This is a genomic window from uncultured Aggregatibacter sp., assembly GCF_938046485.1.
GTDB lineage: Bacteria > Pseudomonadota > Gammaproteobacteria > Enterobacterales > Pasteurellaceae > Aggregatibacter.
In genome coordinates this window covers 17,122-32,303 of the sequence record NZ_CALIWN010000018.1, presented here as the reverse complement: position 1 = coordinate 32,303, position 15,182 = coordinate 17,122, and the positions used below count along the sequence as shown (strand labels likewise).

General features: G+C 43.6%; 15 protein-coding genes. 10 read left to right on the top strand and 5 right to left on the bottom strand.

Annotated features, from left to right (window positions below; all coding sequences use genetic code 11):
- Positions 1–215 precede the first annotated feature (215 nt).
- From rsxA to Q0203_RS02130, 9 genes are all read left to right on the top strand, one after another.
- The gene (gene rsxA / locus Q0203_RS02170) at positions 216–797 is read left to right on the top strand and encodes an electron transport complex subunit RsxA (RefSeq protein WP_209364546.1); all 582 of its coding nucleotides are present in this window, start codon (positions 216–218) and stop codon (positions 795–797) included.
- A complete protein-coding gene (gene rsxB, locus Q0203_RS02165; RefSeq protein WP_209364544.1) occupies positions 797–1,390 on the top strand; it encodes an electron transport complex subunit RsxB in 594 nt (197 codons plus the stop codon). The genes rsxA and rsxB overlap by 1 nt, the downstream gene beginning before the upstream one ends.
- Positions 1,391–3,496: an electron transport complex subunit RsxC gene (gene rsxC / locus Q0203_RS02160; RefSeq protein WP_297929181.1), complete on the top strand. Its 2,106-nt coding sequence runs from the start codon at positions 1,391–1,393 to the stop codon at positions 3,494–3,496. It abuts the gene before it with no gap.
- Between the two features lie 10 nt (positions 3,497–3,506).
- The gene (gene rsxD, locus Q0203_RS02155; RefSeq protein ID WP_297929179.1) at positions 3,507–4,586 is read left to right on the top strand and encodes an electron transport complex subunit RsxD; all 1,080 of its coding nucleotides are present in this window, start codon (positions 3,507–3,509) and stop codon (positions 4,584–4,586) included.
- A gap of 9 nt (positions 4,587–4,595) precedes the next feature.
- The gene (rsxG, locus tag Q0203_RS02150; protein ID WP_297929177.1) at positions 4,596–5,207 is read left to right on the top strand and encodes an electron transport complex subunit RsxG; all 612 of its coding nucleotides are present in this window, start codon (positions 4,596–4,598) and stop codon (positions 5,205–5,207) included.
- On the top strand, positions 5,207–5,923 hold the full coding sequence (locus tag Q0203_RS02145; protein ID WP_297929175.1) for an electron transport complex subunit E: 717 nt from the start codon (positions 5,207–5,209) through the stop codon (positions 5,921–5,923). The genes rsxG and Q0203_RS02145 overlap by 1 nt, the downstream gene beginning before the upstream one ends.
- Positions 5,923–6,558 (top strand): endonuclease III, encoded by a 636-nt coding sequence (gene nth, locus Q0203_RS02140; RefSeq protein WP_297929173.1) that lies wholly within the window; start codon positions 5,923–5,925, stop codon positions 6,556–6,558. The genes Q0203_RS02145 and nth overlap by 1 nt, the downstream gene beginning before the upstream one ends.
- A 16-nt stretch (positions 6,559–6,574) precedes the next feature.
- Positions 6,575–7,948 carry a sodium-dependent transporter gene (locus tag Q0203_RS02135; protein WP_297929171.1) on the top strand — a complete coding sequence of 458 codons (1,374 nt, stop codon included), beginning with the start codon at positions 6,575–6,577 and terminating at the stop codon, positions 7,946–7,948.
- Between the two features lie 321 nt (positions 7,949–8,269).
- A complete protein-coding gene (locus Q0203_RS02130; protein ID WP_297929170.1) occupies positions 8,270–9,724 on the top strand; it encodes a glycoside hydrolase family 32 protein in 1,455 nt (484 codons plus the stop codon).
- Positions 9,725–9,738: 14 nt separating this feature from the next.
- On the opposite strand, the gene prmB is transcribed toward Q0203_RS02130, so the two are convergent.
- Positions 9,739–10,689: a 50S ribosomal protein L3 N(5)-glutamine methyltransferase gene (prmB, locus tag Q0203_RS02125; RefSeq protein WP_297929169.1), complete on the bottom strand. Its 951-nt coding sequence runs from the start codon at positions 10,687–10,689 to the stop codon at positions 9,739–9,741.
- Positions 10,690–10,751: 62 nt separating this feature from the next.
- On the opposite strand from prmB, the gene smrB reads away from it, so the two are divergent.
- The gene (smrB, locus tag Q0203_RS02120) at positions 10,752–11,258 is read left to right on the top strand and encodes an endonuclease SmrB (protein ID WP_297929167.1); all 507 of its coding nucleotides are present in this window, start codon (positions 10,752–10,754) and stop codon (positions 11,256–11,258) included.
- On the opposite strand, the gene yccS is transcribed toward smrB, so the two are convergent.
- From yccS to Q0203_RS02100, 4 genes are all read right to left on the bottom strand, one after another.
- Positions 11,255–13,396 (bottom strand): YccS family putative transporter, encoded by a 2,142-nt coding sequence (gene yccS, locus Q0203_RS02115; protein WP_295973941.1) that lies wholly within the window; start codon positions 13,394–13,396, stop codon positions 11,255–11,257. The genes smrB and yccS overlap by 4 nt on opposite strands.
- Before the next feature lie 15 nt (positions 13,397–13,411).
- Entirely contained in the window at positions 13,412–13,867 is a 456-nt protein-coding gene (locus tag Q0203_RS02110) for a YccF domain-containing protein (RefSeq protein WP_297929165.1), read from the bottom strand.
- An 8-nt stretch (positions 13,868–13,875) separates the two neighbouring features.
- Entirely contained in the window at positions 13,876–14,334 is a 459-nt protein-coding gene (mgsA, locus tag Q0203_RS02105; RefSeq protein ID WP_021616599.1) for a methylglyoxal synthase, read from the bottom strand.
- Positions 14,335–14,407: 73 nt separating this feature from the next.
- Positions 14,408–15,073 carry a DUF2057 domain-containing protein gene (locus Q0203_RS02100; protein WP_295973948.1) on the bottom strand — a complete coding sequence of 222 codons (666 nt, stop codon included), beginning with the start codon at positions 15,071–15,073 and terminating at the stop codon, positions 14,408–14,410.
- Positions 15,074–15,182: the final 109 nt, after the last annotated feature.

Here is a 15,182-nt window from a genome sequence, read left to right as displayed (position 1 = left end):
TCCATACGCATAGCGTATGGTTTTTATAGCCAGACTTTGGCTGGCTATAATAAAACGGCTGAAAAATCCACCGCACTTTTAAAATACGCTTTTCGGCGTATCAAAAAGTGCGGTCAGTTTTGTTAAAATTCGTTCCGCTGCTGTACTGATTTTTTTATTGTTCTTCACAACAGAAATGACGATAATAGACAGCTCACAAGAACGAATTGAACGCTATGACACATTACATTCTACTGATCATCGGCACTGCATTGATTAATAACTTCGTGCTGGTCAAATTTCTCGGACTCTGCCCTTTTATGGGCGTCTCAAAAAAAATCGAAACCGCTATCGGCATGGGCTTGGCAACAACCTTTGTGCTGACAGTGGCGGCGCTTTGCTCCTATTTAGTGGATAATTATATTCTCGCGCCATTAAACGCAACATTTTTACGTACACTCGTTTTTATTTTAGTCATCGCCGTGGTGGTGCAATTTACTGAAATGGCGATTCACAAAACCAGCCCAACTTTATATCGTTTACTGGGCATTTTCCTGCCACTTATTACCACCAACTGTGCCGTGCTTGGCGTGGCGTTGTTAAACGTGAATCTTGCGCATAATTTAACAGAATCGGTGGCTTACGGCTTTGGTGCCTCTGCCGGTTTTGCCTTAGTTTTAGTCTTATTTGCTGCATTGCGTGAACGCTTGGTTGCCGCTGATGTGCCGATGCCATTTCGTGGTGCCTCTATTGCCTTGATTACGGCAGGCTTAATGTCTCTCGCGTTCATGGGCTTTACCGGATTGGTGAAACTATAATGGCGACTTTCTATTATGTTCTCATTGCCATTGTTGTATTGGCGCTGATTTTCGGCGCCATTTTGGGCTTTGCATCCGTAAAACTGAAAGTCGAAGCAGATCCCATTGTCGAAAAAATCGATGCGATTTTACCGCAAAGCCAATGTGGCCAATGTGGCTATCCCGGTTGCAGACCTTATGCTGAAGCCATTGCCAACGGTGATGTGATTACCAAATGTATTCCGGGCGGCAGACCCACTGTCATTAAAATCGCCGAATTGCTTGGCGTTGAACCGCCGGAGACCGATAATTTAGCCGAAGATCCTGCGCCGAAAGTCGCCTTTATTGATGAAAATATGTGTATCGGCTGCACCAAATGCATTCAGGCTTGTCCGGTAGATGCCATTATCGGTAGCAATAAACTCATGCACACGATTATTCCTGATTTATGTACCGGCTGTGAGCTTTGTGTTGCGCCCTGCCCGACCAGCTGTATTTCCATGATTAAAGTCGAAAAAAATATTGATACTTGGGATTGGAAATTCGATCCTAATCTAGTGATTCCGATTGTTGATACCACATCGGCAGAGAAGAAAATCATTGTGGGGAAATAAATGGCGGATGTATTAACACGTTTTAACAGTGGCAAACTTTGGGAATTTGACGGTGGTATTCACCCGCCGGATATGAAGTCCCAATCTAATAGTACGCCCATTCGCACACTCTCTCTGCCCGATGATTTTTATGTGCCGATAAAACAACACGCCGGTCGTGCAGGAAACTTGTTAGTCAAACCCGGAGATCAGGTTCTCAAAGGGCAACCTCTGACACAAGGCGATGGCTTGCAAAGTTTACCTGTTCATGCACCCACCTCCGGTACAGTGATTGATATCGCGCCTTATGTCGCGCCACATCCATCCGGGCTGACAGAAACCTGCGTACATATTCAAGCAGACGGCTTGGATCAATGGCGTCCACAAATGCCAATCGAGGATTTTTTCACCCAAACGCGGGAACAGCTCATTGAAAAAATTTATCAAGCAGGCATCGCCGGCTTAGGTGGCGCGGTATTCCCCACTGCGGCGAAAATTCATTCGGCTGAAAAACATGTCAAACTGCTGATTATTAACGGTGCAGAATGTGAACCCTACATTACCTGCGATGATCGCTTAATGCGCGATCGTGCCGATGAAATCATCGAGGGCGTGCGTATTTTGCGTTATATTTTGCGCCCTGAAAAAGTCGTTATCGCCGTAGAAGACAATAAACTTGAAGCCGTATCCGCCTTGGAACACGCTTTACATGGCGCAAATGACATTGACATCCGTATCATTCCGACAAAATATCCGTCCGGTGCGGCAAAACAACTCATTCAAGTGCTAACAGGTATGGAAGTGCCAAGCGGACAACGCTCTTCCAGCATTGGCGTGCTCATGCAAAACGTGGGAACTGCCTTTGCCATTAAACGCGCCGTACTTGATGATGAGCCTTTAATCGAGCGCGTTGTTACCCTCACCGGTGATAAAATTCCAAACAAAGGCAATTATTGGGCACGCTTTGGCACCCCGATTTCTCATTTATTGCGTGAAACCGGCTACCAATATGACGACCGTTTCCCCGTCTTTATGGGCGGTCCAATGATGGGTGTCATTCTACCTGATTTAAATGCGCCGATGACCAAAGTGGCAAACTGCTTATTGGCACCGGATCATTTTGAATATGCGCCACCGGAACCGGAAAAAAGCTGTATTCGCTGCTCTGCCTGCTCCGATGCTTGCCCGGTAAAACTGATGCCGCAGCAACTCTATTGGTTTGCGCGAAGCGAAAATCACGAAAAATCGGAAGAATATTCTCTCAAAGACTGTATTGAATGTGGTGTGTGCGCCTATGTTTGCCCAAGCCACATTCCGCTTATTCAATATTTCCGCCAAGAAAAAGCCAAAATTTGGGAAATCAAACATAAAGCAAAATTAGCTGAAGAGGCGAAAATCCGTTTTGAACAACGCCAAGCCCGCCTAGAACGGGAAGAACAAGAGCGAAAAGCGCGTTCTCAACGCGCTGCCGCAGCACGCCGTGAAGAATTAGCACAGCAAAAAGGTGTTGATCCGGTCGCCGCTGCCTTAGAACGTTTAAAAGCGAAAAAAGCCGAGTCTGCAGAAAATGCGCCAGTTGAGCAAAAAAACCTTATTGATGAAAAAGGCCATATTGAGCCTGACAATCGCGACATCATGGCGCAACGCAAGGCGCGCCGATTAGCCCGTCAAGCGGAAGCCGTAGCCTCTGCCGAACCGGCAACAGCTCAAAGTGCGGTTCAAATTTCAGATGAAAATCCGGCAGACTCGGATCCGCGCAAAGCTGCGATTGCTGCTGCGATCGCGCGTGCTAAAGCGAAAAAAGCAGCGCAGCAAGGGGAAACCGTAGCCTCTACCGAACCTGAAACAACCCAAAGTGCGGTTCAAATTTCAGATGAAAAACCTGTGGAAACGGATCCGCGCAAAGCTGCCATTGCAGCCGCGCTCGCACGTGCTAAAGCGAAAAAAGCGGCGCAGCAAGGGGAAACCGTAGCCTCTACCGAACCGGCAACAGCTCAAAGTGCGGTTCAAATTTCAGATGAAAATCCGGCAGACTCGGATCCGTGCAAAGCCGCTATTGCCGCGGCTATCGCGCGTGCTAAAGCGAAAAAAGCGGCGCAGCAAGCCCAACAAAATGAACAGCATTAAGGAATCACCCATGTTTAAGATGATCAGTTCACCCCATACTCATTCGGGAAAACTCACCATGCGAATTATGCTTTGGGTGATGCTAGCCATACTGCCGGCGATTGCATTACAAGTGCATTACTTCGGCGTTGGCGTGCTGATTCAAGCCGCCTTGGCAATCAGTTTTGCTTTGGTGCTGGAATTGTTGGTGACTTTTTTGCGCAAACAACCGACCTTGAGTTACCTTTCCGATTTGAGTGTAATTTTGACCGCACTGATTCTTGCGGTGGCGATTCCGCCTTATGCGCCTTATTGGATTATTCTTATTGGCACATTTTGTGCGGTGATTTTGGGCAAGCACGTTTATGGCGGATTAGGGCAAAATCCCTTTAACCCTGCTATGGTAGGGTATGTAGTGTTGTTGACCTCATTCCCATTGCAAATGACGACTTGGATGCCGGCGATTCAACTTCTGCCGGAACCACCAACCTTTGCCGATGCCTTACAATTGATTTTTCATGGTTTAACCACCGATGGTTTTAGCTTACACCAATTAACCGCCTCCATTGACGGCATGACACAAGCCACGCCACTGGATACCACGAAATTGTTTTACGCCACACAGGCTTCCGATCGCAATATCAGTTCGGTTTATGCCGACTTAGTGAAATTACCGATATTTACCCAAAACGGTTGGGATTTTGCGCAAGGTTGGTGGCAAATCAATTTCGCCTTTTTACTGGGGGGAATTTTCTTAATCCTGAAAAAAGCCATTCACTGGCACATTCCCGTTGCAATGTTAAGCAGCTTTACCCTTTTGAGTCTGTTAACCGAACTCTTCTCAACGAGTGGTCACTTAAGCACGGCAAGCCAACTCTTCAGCGGTGCCATGATGTTCGGCGCATTCTTTATCGCCACTGATCCGGTTACGGCTTCGATTACGCCGAAAGGCAAATTGGTATTTGGTGCATTGGTGGGATTATTCGTTTATTTAATTCGGTTTTATGGCAACTACCCTGACGGCGTGGCATTTGCCGTCTTGCTCAGCAACATTTGCGTGCCATTAATCGATCATTACACCCGTCCACGGGTCGCCGGTCATCGCGGATAAGGAGACATCATGCAAGCAATCAAAATCACCTCCAAATACGGCGTGTTATTGGCTTTTGTGGCATTTTGTTGCACAGCAATTTCGAGCGGCGTTTATTTTCTCACGAAAGATAAAATCGATCAGGCAATGCAAGCGCAACAACGGGCGTTATTATTACAAGTGATTCCACAGGACTATTTTACGAATGATTTAACGCAAGATTGCTACACGCCGAAAAACCACGCTTTACAAAACGTGGATATTCAGAAAATCTGTATGGCAAAAAAAGACGGCAAAATCACCGCTTATGCTTTTGAAAGCGTGGCGCATGACGGTTACTCCGGTGATATTCGTATTTTAGTTGGCATGAAGCCGGACGGCGAAGTGCTTGGTGTGCGCATTACGGAACACCATGAAACGCCGGGCTTGGGCGATAAAATCGAAACGCGTATTTCCAATTGGATTTTGAGCTTTGATCATCAAGTCATCAGCCAAGAGAAAGCGCCAGAATGGGCAGTCAAAAAAGACGGTGGTAAATTCGATCAATTCGCCGGAGCGACAATCACGCCACGCGCTGTGGTCAACCAAGTAAAACGGGCTGCACTGGCGATGTTGGATAATTTACCGAAAGAGAAAGAATAATGGATAAACGAGATGAAATAACTGAAACTTCGGCAGAAAGCCAATCTGTCGAAAATAAAAGTGCGGTGACAATTTCAAATGAAAAAAGCATTTGGAAAACCATTTTCGTTCAAGGTATTTGGACGAATAACTCCACGGTAGTGCAATTGCTGGGATTGTGTCCGCTACTTGCTGTGTCCAATACGGCAACGAATGCCCTGGGTTTGGGGTTAGCCACCATGCTGGTACTCACCTGTACCAATACGGTCATATCGATTTTTCGTCAACATATTCCCAACGAAATTCGGATTCCGATTTACGTCATGATCATTGCCACGACGGTTACTGTGGTGCAGTTACTGATGAATGCTTATACTTACCCACTTTACCAATCACTCGGTATTTTTATTCCGCTGATTGTGACCAACTGTATTGTGATCGGGCGGGCGGAAGCCTTTGCCTCAAAGAACAGCATCGCCCATTCTGCCTTTGATGGTTTTTCCATGGGGTTAGGGATGTTATGTGGCTTGGTCGCATTAGGTGGCCTACGTGAAGCTATCGGAAACGGTACGTTATTTGACGGCATCGAAAACTTATTGGGCAACTGGGCAACATTTATGCGTATTGAATTTTTCCATAATGACAGTAACCTGCTACTGGCAATTTTGCCCCCTGGTGCATTTATCGGTTTAGCGTTGCTATTAGCGTTAAAAAATATCATAGACAGTAAAAAATAATGAATAAAGAAAAAAGAATTGAAATTCTAAGACGTCTGCGTGCTGCCAATCCGCACCCAACCACGGAACTGAATTTTAGCTCGCCCTTTGAATTATTGATCGCCGTGATTTTGTCAGCACAAGCCACTGACAAAGGAGTAAATAAAGCGACAGATAAACTCTTTCCTGTTGCCAATACACCGCAGGCAATTTTGGCATTGGGCGTGGATGGCTTGAAAGAATACATCAAAACGATTGGTCTATTTAATAGCAAAGCAGAAAATATCATCAAAACCTGCCGTGATTTAATTGAAAAACACCACGGTGAAGTGCCTGAAGATCGCGAAGCGTTAGAAGCCCTTGCCGGCGTAGGAAGAAAAACGGCCAATGTGGTATTAAATACCGCATTTGGACATCCGACTATCGCCGTGGATACCCATATTTTTCGCGTCTGTAACCGTACCGGCTTTGCGCCCGGCAAAGATGTGGTGAAAGTCGAAGAAAAATTGATAAAAGTGGTTCCTGCCGAATTTAAGGTGGATGTACACCACTGGTTAATTTTGCATGGACGATATACTTGCGTAGCGCGCAAACCTCGCTGCGGTGCGTGCATCATTGAAGATTTGTGCGAATATAAAAATAAAACAGAATATTAAAAATACAGGAAAACTTATGACAACACCAAAATTAGAACGACAAACCTGGTCCAATCGTTTAACTTATGTGCTTACCGTTGCCGGCGCAACCGTCGGTTTTGGCGCAACATGGCGCTTTCCCTATTTAGTGGGAGAAAACGGTGGCGGTGCCTATGTCTTGCTATTTTGCATTGCGATGATTGTCATTGGTATTCCAATGATTTTAGTAGAAAACGTGATTGGCCGTCGTTTACGGGTCAACTCCATTGATGCCTTTGGCGATAAAATTTTAGATAAAGGCAAAGGAATTTCTAAATATTGGAAACTGCTTGGTTATATGGGGCTTCTCGGTGCGTTCGGGATCATGGCGTATTACATGGTACTTGGCGGCTGGGTGATTACCTATATCATTAATCTCATCAGCGGTACGCTTGATATTTCTACGCCCATCACCAAAGATGTCGCAAAAGATTTCTACGATTTACACATCAGTAACAGCCCGGTTGAAATCATTATTTACACCGCACTTTTTGTACTCGTCAATTACATTATTTTGGCAAAAGGCATTATCGGTGGTATTGAACGCTCTGTGAAATACTTAATGCCATTGCTGTTTATTTTCTTGATTGGCATGGTTATTCGTAATATTACCTTGCCGGGGGCAATGGAAGGCATCACCTTTTACCTCAAACCGGATTTTTCTAAAATTACCCCCAAATTATTTGTGTTCGTGTTGGGACAAGTTTTCTTCGCTTTAAGCTTAGGTTTTGGCGTATTAATCACCCTTTCCAGCTACTTAAATAAAGAAGAGAACTTGATCCAGACAGCGGTAATCACCGGCTTCACTAACACCATTATTGCCGTGTTAGCCGGCTTTATGATTTTCCCGTCCTTGTTTACCTTTGGCATTGAACCGAATGCCGGCCCAACATTGGTATTCCAAAGTTTGCCAATCGTATTCTCCCATTTATGGGCAGGTAAATTCTTTGCAATTATCTTCTTTGGCTTATTGCTTATCGCTGCTTTAACAACATCTATCACCATTTACGAAGTGATCATTACAGCCTTGCAAGAAAAACTCAGAATGCGCCGTAGCAAAGCCATTATTCTAACGCTCAGCGGAATTTTTCTCTTGGGCAACGTGCCGTCTATTTTAGGGGATAATCTTTGGAAAGATGTCACCTTCTTCGACAAAAGCATTTTCGATGCCTTTGATTTCGTCAGTGGCAATATTCTGTTTATGCTTACCGCACTTGGTTGCGCGCTTTTCGTGGGTTTCGTGTTAAAAGACGAAGCAAAAAAAGAACTGTCTCCAACGCCAGATTCTACTTTTACCAAACTTTGGTTTAACTATGTGAAATTTGTCGTACCATTTATTATTTTGGTCATTTTTATCAGCAATTTACTTTAAGTGAGATCAAAGTCTGCTCAACACCGAGCAGGCTTTGTTTTATGAACATAAATGCAATAGATCTCCATGATAATCACGGTTTATTAAGCAAAAAAAAGTGCCTCACAGAGGCACTACTCGGAAAGCAAAATATGTTTGGCTATTTTTATAGCACTTGTTTTTATAGGGTTAAGCATACTCAACGCCACCTAACAACGCAAACGCTTATTTACAAATTTGTGAACTAACTCACGCTTTTAAATGATTTATTTTCACCAAACAGCGTCGCGTGATATTTAGCTTTCTCACGATAATCCTCCCCCGTCCAAACGGAGAAATCCCATGCAGATTTTTAACAATGGCAAATACAAAAGTATCCTTGCGGCAGAATCCGGTGAACTTGCGGACATTGCGCAAACCGTGCAAAAAGACAAGGATTTTCGACCGCACTTTCATATTGCGCCACCCACCGGACTAATGAACGATCCTAACGGCCTCATCTTTGATGGTGAGAAATACCACCTTTTTTATCAATGGTTTCCTTTTGATGCCATACACGGTATGAAACATTGGAAGCATTTAATCACTAAAGATTTCCAACATTATCAATCTGCTGACGATCTCATTCCTTGTGAGCTTTTTGAATCTCACGGCTGTTATTCCGGTGGCGCGTTAAAAGTCGGTGATAAATTAGCCATGTTTTATACCGGCAACACCCGTCGTCCTAGTGATAATCAGCGTATCCCGTTCCAAAATTTAGCCATTTTCGATCTTGATGGAAAATTGCTCAGCAAGCGTCCATTAATTGAACATGCGCCTGAAGGCTATACGGAACACGTTCGCGATCCGAAACCTTATTTCACTGAAAACGGTAAAATCCGTTTTATCTGCGGTGCACAACGGGAAAATCTCACCGGCGCGGCGATTATTTTTGAAATGGACGATCTTGAAGATACGCTGCGTTTGCTAGGTGAGCTTTCCTTGCCTGCGTTTGATAATACCAATGTGTTTATGTGGGAATGCCCTGATTTGTTGAAACTGGGCGATAAAGATGTGTTTATTTGGTCGCCTCAGGGCAAAGATCGTGAAGCGCATCAATTCCAAAATAATTACCATGCGACTTATGCGGTGGGGAAATTAACGGAGTTAACCTTTGACGCGGAATATATCGGCGAGTTGGATCAAGGCTTTGACTTCTATGCGCCGCAAACTTTTGCCGGTTTAGAGAATAAAACCCATGCTGTACTTTTCGGCTGGATCGGTTTGCCGGATTTAACTTATCCGACAGACAAATTCAAATGGCATTCTGCCTTAACCTTGCCGCGAGAATTACGCTTAGAAGGCGCTAAAATCTATCAACGCCCGATTACAAAAATCTATGAAAATTTGACCGCACTTTCAACGTTTCATCTTGATGGAAAAGCCGAGATTGCGGATTTAGATCGTGCCTATGTCAAATTTGAGGCGAATAACCAAGCTTTTGACTTAACCTTCTTCCAAAATGACAAAGGACAATCCTTGCGTCTTTCTTATAAAAACGGCGTAATTTGCTTAGATCGCAGCCAAAGCGAGCAAACCGAACTCATGGAAACATTCGGCAGTAAGCGATTTTGTGAAATCGCAAACCTACAAACCGTAGAAATATTCTTTGATCGTTCTATTGTGGAAATTTTCTTTAATCATGGTGAAAAAGCCATGACATCAAGATTTTTTATCGAAAACAGAAAAAATACCATGACCGGCAGTCGCCCATTGGATTTAATGGTCGGCTATTTACCGGTCATTCGCTTTATCTAAATAAAATAGGCACCTTAAGCAAATGACGCTTGATGTTCAAGCAATTGGGCTTTGGTTAAGGCAAATACACCCACGCCGCCATTGGCGAGTTCAAGCCAGTTGAACGGCACTTGTGGGAATTGTTCAATTAAATGTACCATGCTGTTGCCCACTTCGCAGACTAATACACCATCGTCAGCTAAGTAATTCGGCGCTAGGCGTAGGATTTCTTTGGTGATAGTTAACCCATCATTGCCGGAGCCGAGAGCCATTTCCGGTTCGTAGTGAAATTCCTCCGGCATATCGGAGAGATCTTCTAGATCCACATAAGGTGGGTTAGTGACAATGAGATCATACTGTTCTTCCAATAAACGGGAGAATAAATCCGACTGAATCGGGAAGACGCGATGCGTTAAGTTGTGGCGTTCAATGTTGATTTCGGCAACATTTAACGCATCAAAAGAGAGATCAACGGCATCCACATCGGCTTCAGGAAAGCGCTCCGCACAGGCGATCGCAATACAGCCGCTGCCGGTACACATATCTAAAATGCGTTGCGGTTCACGTGTTAATAAGCCGGCGAATCCTTGTTCAATCAAGGCGCTGATGGGAGAGCGAGGAACGATCACACGTTCATCCACATAAAACTCTAAGCCGCAGAACCAAGCACGGTGAATTAAGTAAGCGACAGGAATGCGTTTTTCAATACGGGTGATGACCAAACGGATGATTTCGAGCTTTTCTGCTGTCGTGAGTCGGGTGTCATACAATTCGCTTGGGAAATCCGGCGGTAGGTGCAAGGTAGCTAAGACCAATTGTTGTGCTTCATCCCAAGCATTGTCATAGCCGTGTCCGTAGTAAATGTCGGCACGATTGAAGGTGCTGTAGCACCAACGTAGGAAATCTTTGATCGTATGCAAGTCTTCTTGCACATTGGCGGAATAAATATCGTCAATAAGTTCCTGATTAAAGGTAATTGGGTTCATGATTTGCTCGTATCAATGTTAAAATTGCGCGTAGTTATACCATATTTGAAAGAGGAAACGAAATGTTAGATGAGGAAGCAATTTCCCTGTTTCGTGCTGAAATAAAAGGCGTGAAACCGTTAAAACAGGATACTTTTGTGGCTGCACGCCCCCATAAAAAGAAAGCACAAGCAACGATAAAAGAACAGCGTGAACAACAGGACACGTTATTTTATTTTTCTGATGAATATGAGCCGTTGCTAAATGAGGAAAGTGCGGTCAAATATTTGCGTGAAAATGAAGATTCCCATTTGTTGAAACAATTACGGCGTGGCGATTTTTCACCGGAGATTTTTTTGGATTTGCATGGCTTAACGCGTGAACAGGCAAAATTAGAGCTGGCGGCATTAATTCAAACCTGCGAGAAAGAGCATCTTTATTGCGCCAGTATCATGACAGGTTACGGCACTTATACGTTAAAACGCCAGATTCCCCGTTGGCTAGTGCAACACCCGAAAGTGCGAGCATTGCACCAAGCCCCAAAGGAATGGGGCGGTGAAGCAGCCATTTTGATCCTGATTGATGTTTAACAACATTTATGAACAGCATGGTAAAGCGGCGGTAAAATTTGGTTGATCATGCTAAGTTGCTGCATTGGAATGTGTCCTTGCAGTTGTGCCACTTTATGATTTTTTTCTAAATGGCTTTGTGCCTGTTTTAAACTCACTTCAATGTTATTTTGTAATTTCTCGAAAACCATCGGTGTAAGTTGTTCAATATGCTCTAAAATGTAAATAATTTTCTTCGCTGCAGGATAAAATTCCGCCAAGAAAAAGGTGCTTTGTTGCATTTGTTTCATTTTACTGCGGTAAGCCCCTAGCGTAGAAATATAACTCAGCAGAGAATAGTTAATTTTTAAAAGCTCGAATCCTGCCTGCAAATGCGCCTGATATTTTTTCGGCTCATGGTTCATATTAGAGATGGTAGCGCTTAATGCCGAAGCATATTCATGGGCATAGCGGCGGGCAATGCGGTATTTCAAGTTATCGCCTTTGCCGAACTGCAATTGACTGATGATATACAACAAATATTTCGCATCGCTTTTGATTGCCTGACGGCTAACTTTATCCAACTGCAAATACTTCCAATCCGGCCATAAGTAAGATACGGCAAACCAAGAAATGGTCGCCCCGATCAGGGTGTCAATCACGCGAGAATAAAGGGCTTGTTCCACATTAAATCCCATCACATCAAAGCTGAAAATAACCTGTAAGGTAATGAAGAAGGTGGAAAAGCTGTAATTATTGGTACGGAAAAAGAAAAAGAGCGTGCTGGTCAGCACGATTAAACCTAATTGTAACTCCAGTGTCGGATTCGCATAAGGCAGAAGTGATGCCAGAATGACGCCAAGAATGGTGCCGACAATGCGTTGTTTTAAACGCAGTTTAGTGGCCGTGTAGTTGGGCTGACAAACAAAAACAGCGGTTAATAACACCCAATACGCCCGATCTAACGGCAAAAATTCGCCGATGGTGCAACAAATAAACACCACAATCGACAAACGCACCGCATGACGAAAGAGTTGCGAATTGAAATTAAAGTGGCTACGCAGGGCAAGCAGGATATTTTTAAAGCCGGTAATTTGTTCCGTATAAATTTGAGCCGTATCTGTTTGTTCCAACTCGTTCACTTCTTGATCAATATGACGTAATTGATAGTCAACGCTTTTTAAATTATCCAATAATGTTTGGAGATTGATAAGATTTTCGGTTTCTTCAATATGGCTATTACTATAAAGCTCGAACGATTGATTTAATCCGTTAATGGCTTTTTCTAAACGCAGGTCATAACGGTAGGTTTTATTTTGTTGCAAACTTAGCGCAATATCACGGCAAGCTTGGGCTTGGAGTTCCAGTAAGCGTTGAATACGAAAAATTAAATCGGTATTTTTCAGGTGTTCCGCAAGGGTTTGGTAATCAAAATGATTAGAGCTGATGCGTTCATGAATATCTTGCGCAGAGAAATAATAGCGAATCATTTTGGTCGTACGGCTGTGGCGGTGTTGTCCTCGGATACGATAAAACAGCGCCGTTCTCGTCTCATTAAATGCACTTATCAGTTCACTATTTTTCATTGCCATGGCGATATGCTTATTTTCAATTTGCTCAATATCGTCAGGATCAAAAAAAGTGGCTTTCGCATCAAGGTAATTGGCTAACGCAATAAACGATTTTGCAACGCTTTCCTGTACGGGACGGTTAGGAAAAAATAAATGCACACAAAGGGTGGTTACGCTATAAAGCAATGTTCCGCACAAAATCATTAATGGATTCATATACCACACGGTTTCCGGCAAATACGTCAGTGTGGTGTATAGCGCCACAACCAACGTGCCGAACGCGATGGTGCTATAACGTTGTCCGATTGCCCCAATCATCGTGAAAACAAAGGTCATCGCCGTCATCAACACCATAAATTGGAAATTATGGTTGATACTCAGCTGCACACTGATGGTAGAAACTGAAAATGCGAGCAGCGTATAAAATACATTTTTGATTCGACCGGTTAATCGGTTATCTAAATCCACCAAACCGCCGGCAATAATGCCCAAGACCAAGGGCATACTTTGCTCGGAAATATCAAAATACCAAATGGCAATCACCGCCAAATTGACGGCAATAAAAATCGGAATGGAGGCAATCACTTTTGCATTAAACCAGTGATTCATGCGAAATCCTTAAGACTACTTATAAAAACGATCATATTGCGTTGCGTGTTGTTGACGAATCAAATCCACCATCGCTTTAGGAACAACCCGTTGCCCCACAGGAAATAACGCAATTCTGGCGATATGGAAATTCGCCAAGCCGGTTGGGATACCGATGATGGTTAGACATTGAGAAATGCCACAAAAAACATGAGCAAGAAACAGCCACCAACCGAAAAGAATGAACCAGACAACATTGAGTAACGATCCGAGAGAATTTCCCACCGCACTTTTGGGTTCTAAATACTTCACATGAATCAAATCGTTGCCAAAGGGAACCAATGACATTTTACAAATTTCCCAACAACTACGCGTATAAGGCAATGTAACGATCAAGACGGCACTCATGAGGGTAGCGAATAGCCAACCTAAGGTTGTCGCGAATCCCCCAAGGACAAAATTGAGAATATTTAAAATCAGGCTCAAATTCATAACAATATCTATTTTAAGCGTTCGTTTAAATAACCTTGATAGTCAGGAATACGAATATCACAGGTGTCGTTAAAAAATGGCGAAGAAATTAGAAAATCGGCACTTGCCATATTCATAGCAACCGGAATATTCCAAACGGTAGCAATGCGCATTAACGCTTTGACATCCGGATCATGCGGCACAGCATTCATCGGATCCCAAAAGAAAATCATTAAATCAATTTTATTTTCAGCGATTAAGCCACCGAGTTGTTGATCCCCGCCCATTGGGCCACTGAGTAAGCTATTCACAATTAAACCGGTTTCGCGATGAATGAGACTCCCTGTGGTGCCGGTGCCATACAGGGTATGATGTGCTAATAAAGTGCGGTGCGTTTTACACCAGTTTATCAAATCCGCTTTACAGTGGTCATGCGCCACTAAGGCAATGTGTTTATTCGCCGACAATGTGCGATAGGTCGTTTGCATAAGTGCTCCTAAAATAAAAAGTGAGCGAACAAGCTCACTTTTCGGACATCAATGAATGAGAAGAAATCACCGATTATTTTTGTTTTTTCGCCCAATCAATAAAACGTGCTTGAGTTTCTTTATCGGCTTGTTGATACCAATATTGCAACATTTGTTCTGCCACATTTTCACCTTGTAATGTTACCTTGCCTTTGTTGACTTTACCGGCTGCGGCAGTGCCACCAACAGCCACTGCAGCTGGCGCTGTACCGGCAAAGGCCGCCACCGCAGCAGGCGCTCCAGAGGCGTTATATTCACTTAAGTCTTTGATTAAGCTCACTGAAGGGAAGAAACCTTCTTGTTTTAAATATTCTTGCTGATTCGCAACATCTCTTCCGGATGGCGTTTTTACGCTGATGATCGGTGCCTGTTTAAATGCATTTACATCACGTTCATTTTGTAAACGAGGCGCAGAAATAACGATATCATCAGGGGTTCCCTGAAATGCCACAACGATCGGATCAGACTCAAACAAAACACGGTCAGAACCGCTTTGAATAATTTCGGATACTCGCACAACCACTTGGTGTTTTTGTGTATCATTCACGTTAAATGCATGATTCTCTTTTAACATGGATTTAGCCGGTTTTTGACCATCAATGGCTAAAAAATCAATATTCGATGAACCGGTGACTACGCCGGCAAAGCTCGCCGTACTGGCTAAAAATGTTGCAGCTAATGCAGCGAAACGAAATTTCATATTTACTCCTGTTTTGAAGAACATTCATTAAAATTAGATGACACTCTATAAAATAAAGCGTAGTTTGTATGCTATGCCAAATTAGCGAAAAATGAAAATAAAAAATACG

What these genes read in the sequence shown, in the direction of transcription:
- smrB (WP_297929167.1), top strand. Translation starts at nt 10,752, where the DNA reads ATGTTAGATGAGGAAGCAATTTCCCTGTTTCGTGCTGAAATAAAAGGC.
- Q0203_RS02110 (WP_297929165.1), bottom strand. Translation starts at nt 13,867, where the DNA reads ATGAATTTGAGCCTGATTTTAAATATTCTCAATTTTGTCCTTGGGGGA.
- nth (WP_297929173.1), top strand. Translation starts at nt 5,923, where the DNA reads ATGAATAAAGAAAAAAGAATTGAAATTCTAAGACGTCTGCGTGCTGCC.
- rsxD (WP_297929179.1), top strand. Translation starts at nt 3,507, where the DNA reads ATGTTTAAGATGATCAGTTCACCCCATACTCATTCGGGAAAACTCACC.
- Q0203_RS02100 (WP_295973948.1), bottom strand. Translation starts at nt 15,073, where the DNA reads ATGAAATTTCGTTTCGCTGCATTAGCTGCAACATTTTTAGCCAGTACG.
- Q0203_RS02145 (WP_297929175.1), top strand. Translation starts at nt 5,207, where the DNA reads ATGGATAAACGAGATGAAATAACTGAAACTTCGGCAGAAAGCCAATCT.
- rsxG (WP_297929177.1), top strand. Translation starts at nt 4,596, where the DNA reads ATGCAAGCAATCAAAATCACCTCCAAATACGGCGTGTTATTGGCTTTT.
- Q0203_RS02135 (WP_297929171.1), top strand. Translation starts at nt 6,575, where the DNA reads ATGACAACACCAAAATTAGAACGACAAACCTGGTCCAATCGTTTAACT.
- mgsA (WP_021616599.1), bottom strand. Translation starts at nt 14,334, where the DNA reads ATGCAAACGACCTATCGCACATTGTCGGCGAATAAACACATTGCCTTA.
- rsxB (WP_209364544.1), top strand. Translation starts at nt 797, where the DNA reads ATGGCGACTTTCTATTATGTTCTCATTGCCATTGTTGTATTGGCGCTG.
- rsxA (WP_209364546.1), top strand. Translation starts at nt 216, where the DNA reads ATGACACATTACATTCTACTGATCATCGGCACTGCATTGATTAATAAC.
- yccS (WP_295973941.1), bottom strand. Translation starts at nt 13,396, where the DNA reads ATGAATCACTGGTTTAATGCAAAAGTGATTGCCTCCATTCCGATTTTT.
- prmB (WP_297929169.1), bottom strand. Translation starts at nt 10,689, where the DNA reads ATGAACCCAATTACCTTTAATCAGGAACTTATTGACGATATTTATTCC.
- Q0203_RS02130 (WP_297929170.1), top strand. Translation starts at nt 8,270, where the DNA reads ATGCAGATTTTTAACAATGGCAAATACAAAAGTATCCTTGCGGCAGAA.
- rsxC (WP_297929181.1), top strand. Translation starts at nt 1,391, where the DNA reads ATGGCGGATGTATTAACACGTTTTAACAGTGGCAAACTTTGGGAATTT.